General features: G+C 69.4%; 4 protein-coding genes. 1 reads left to right on the top strand and 3 read right to left on the bottom strand.

Annotated elements, in window-relative coordinates; translation table 11 throughout:
- From nusB to I0Q12_RS01490, 3 genes are all read right to left on the bottom strand, one after another.
- Positions 1-508, bottom strand: a 508-nt coding sequence (gene nusB, locus I0Q12_RS01500) for a transcription antitermination factor NusB (protein WP_197250272.1), incomplete at its 3' end; no start/stop codon positions are given.
- Positions 509-1,072: an elongation factor P gene (efp, locus tag I0Q12_RS01495; RefSeq protein WP_197250271.1), complete on the bottom strand. Its 564-nt coding sequence runs from the start codon at positions 1,070-1,072 to the stop codon at positions 509-511.
- Positions 1,056-2,201: a Xaa-Pro peptidase family protein gene (locus tag I0Q12_RS01490; protein ID WP_197250270.1), complete on the bottom strand. Its 1,146-nt coding sequence runs from the start codon at positions 2,199-2,201 to the stop codon at positions 1,056-1,058. The genes efp and I0Q12_RS01490 overlap by 17 nt, the downstream gene beginning before the upstream one ends.
- Positions 2,202-2,307: 106 nt before the next feature.
- Between I0Q12_RS01490 and I0Q12_RS01485 the strand changes: the two genes are divergently transcribed.
- A complete protein-coding gene (locus I0Q12_RS01485; RefSeq protein WP_197250269.1) occupies positions 2,308-2,868 on the top strand; it encodes a B-4DMT family transporter in 561 nt (186 codons plus the stop codon).
- Position 2,869 lies beyond the last annotated feature (1 nt).

Here is a 2,869-nt window from a genome sequence, read left to right as displayed (position 1 = left end):
CGGGAGTGCCGGGTTGTTCGGCAGCGCCGGCCTGCTTCGCGTGCACCGACGTCGCTGCGGCCGCGGCACGCACCTGGTCGGCGACGGCGACGAGCTGACCGAGCACGCCGTTGACGAACGCCGGCGAATCGTCGGTCGACAACGACTTCGCGAGTTCGACGGCCTCGTCGACGGCCACGACCGGCGGCACGTCGGTGGCGTGGAACAGCTCCCAGGCGGCGATCCGCAGGATCGCGCGGTCCACCGCGGGCAGCCGCTCGAGCGTCCACTCGTGCAGGTGGTCGGCGATGAGCTGATCGAGCTCGTCGAGGTGCTCGGCGACACCGCGCACCAGGGTCCGGGTGTACGGCGCGACCGGGGCCACCTGGTCGTCGGTGAGCGCCAGCGCCACGCGGTCCGCGGCGAGGTCGATCGGGTCGGTGTCGCGGGCTTCGGCCTCGAACAGCAGGTCGACGGCGCGCTTACGCGCCTTGTGCCGGGCTCCGAGTTTCTTCTGCGTTCCGGACACTCAGGAGTTCACTCGCCCGAGGTAGCTGCCGTCACGGGAATCGACCTTCAGCTTGTCGCCGGTGTTGATGAACAGCGGGACCTGGATCTCGGCGCCGGTCTCGAGGGTCGCGGGCTTGGTGCCGCCGGTGGAGCGGTCGCCCTGCAGGCCCGGATCGGTGTGCTGGACGACCAGCTCGATCGTGACGGGAAGCTCGACGAACAGCGGGGTGCCCTCGTGGGTCGCGACCTGCACGGCCATGTTCTCGAGCAGGAACTTCGCCCCGTCACCGAGCGTCTCGGGCGAGATCGAGATCTGGTCGTAGGTCTCGCCGTCCATGAAGACGTAGTCGGTGCCGTCGTTGTACAGGTAGGTCATGTCGCGGCGGTCGACGGTGGCGGTCTCGACCTTGACACCGGCGTTCCAGGTCTTGTCGACGGTCTTACCGGAGAGCACGTTCTTCAGCTTCGAGCGCACGAACGCCGGACCCTTGCCGGGCTTGACGTGCTGGAACTCGATGATCTGCCAGAGCTGACCCTCGATCTTCAGCACGAGCCCGTTCTTGAAATCACTGGTATCGGCCACTTACTTCGCGTCTCCTAGAGTCGAGGAACCGCCCTAATACGACGGTCAATGTCTTGTCGGTCAGCGTGAGCAGTTCCGGTGCCTGCTCGCGCACCACGAGCGTGTCCTCGATCCGCACGCCTCCGCGCCCGGAGAAGTACACGCCCGGCTCGACGGTTACCGTCGCACCGGCGACAAGTGTACCGGTCGCCGCGGCACCGATTCCCGGCGCTTCGTGGATCTCGAGCCCCACCCCGTGACCGAGGCCGTGCAGGAAGAGTTCTCCGTACCCGGCGTCGGCGATCACCGATCGGGCCGCCGCGTCCACCGCGGCACATTCGATGCCCGGCGCGAGCGCCTCCCGGCCGGCCTGCTGGGCACGCAACACCAGGTCGTACAGCTCGCGCTGCCAGTCCGCGGCCTTGTCGAGCACGTAGGTGCGGGTCATGTCGGAGTGGTAGCCGCCGACCTGCGCCCCGAAGTCGAGCTTGACGAAGTCGCCGGAGGCCAGCACCGCGTTCGTCGGCCGGTGATGCGGGATCGCCGAGTTGGCGCCCGCGGCGACGATCGTCTCGAAGGAGATGCCGTCGGCGCCGTGGTCGAGCATGCGGGACTCGAGGTCGCGGCCCACCTCCTTCTCGGTGCGGCCGGGGCGCAGGCCCCCGGCGGCGATCAGGTCCGCCAGCGCCCGGTCCGCCGCGGTGCACGCCGCGCGCAGCAGCCCGATCTCGTGTTCGTCCTTGACCGCCCGCAACTGCTCGACGAGTCCCGGCGCAGCGGTCAACGTCACCTTGCTGCCGAGCCCGGACCAGCGAGCGTGTTCGTCGACGGTGACCGTGTGGCTTTCGAAACCCCAGCCTGCCGCGTGTGTCCCGGCGGAGGCGATGAGGTGGTCGGCACTGGCGCGTGCGATGACCGCGCGCAGGTCCGGGACCTGTTCGGCGATCTGCGTGACGTACCGGCCGTCGGTGCAGACGACGGTCCGCGATTCGTCGGCGTCGTCGGTGCTGACCAGGAGCGCGGCGTTGGACCCGGTGAATCCGGTGAGGTAGCGGATGTTGAGCAGGTTCGTCACCAGCAGCGCGTCGAGTCCGCGGTCGGCGAGGACGGCGCGCAGCGCGGCGCGGCGGGAGGCATGATCGGCGGCCATCGAACCAACCTACCCCGACGATTCGTGGCCGGTCACAGGACGACGGGCCGGTTTCGGGTGTGGGCCGAGACACACTTTTGCCGTGACAGACGTTACTCTCGGATACATGAAACCCTGGTTGACTCGCGGGCTCGGCCTGACCCTCGTGCATGTGCTCGTCCGCGTCCTGCTGGGCGCGGCGCTCGTCCAGTGGCCCCTGCAGGGATCGGTCCTGAGGTGGGGTGGTCTGCTCGTCGTGCTGTTCGCGGCCCTGATCTGGGGCGGCATCGACGGGATCCGGGATCGGCGCGCGAATCCCGATCCGGATCGCGGCGCGGATCTGACGATGCTGTGGCTGAAGGCGGGCGCGGTCACGGGTCTGCTCGGCGGGTTCCTCACGTGGCTCGTCGATGCGGTCACCGCGATCCCGGTCGGTGTCAAGTCGCTGTTCTTCGAGCTCACCTCCGGCGCGGCGTTCACCGTGCTGCTGGTGTTCCTGCCCGCGATGGCGGCCGTGACCGTCGGCCGCTTCCTGGTGCGAGACGAGCAGGCGAGGCCGGTCGAGCAGCCCGCCGCGGAACCGGCGCCGGTGGGGGCTGCGGTCGGGGCCGACAGGGCGTGGAGCAGCGACGACTCCCCCACCGAGGTGTTCCCGGCCGTCGACCCGAAACGGGACGGCACGGCCTGAC

Origin of the sequence: Rhodococcus sp. CX (genome assembly GCF_015865005.1) — a bacterium.
GTDB lineage: Bacteria > Actinomycetota > Actinomycetes > Mycobacteriales > Mycobacteriaceae > Rhodococcus.
The sequence above is the reverse complement of the archived record's forward strand: the minus strand, read 5'-3'. Positions and strand labels throughout refer to the sequence as shown.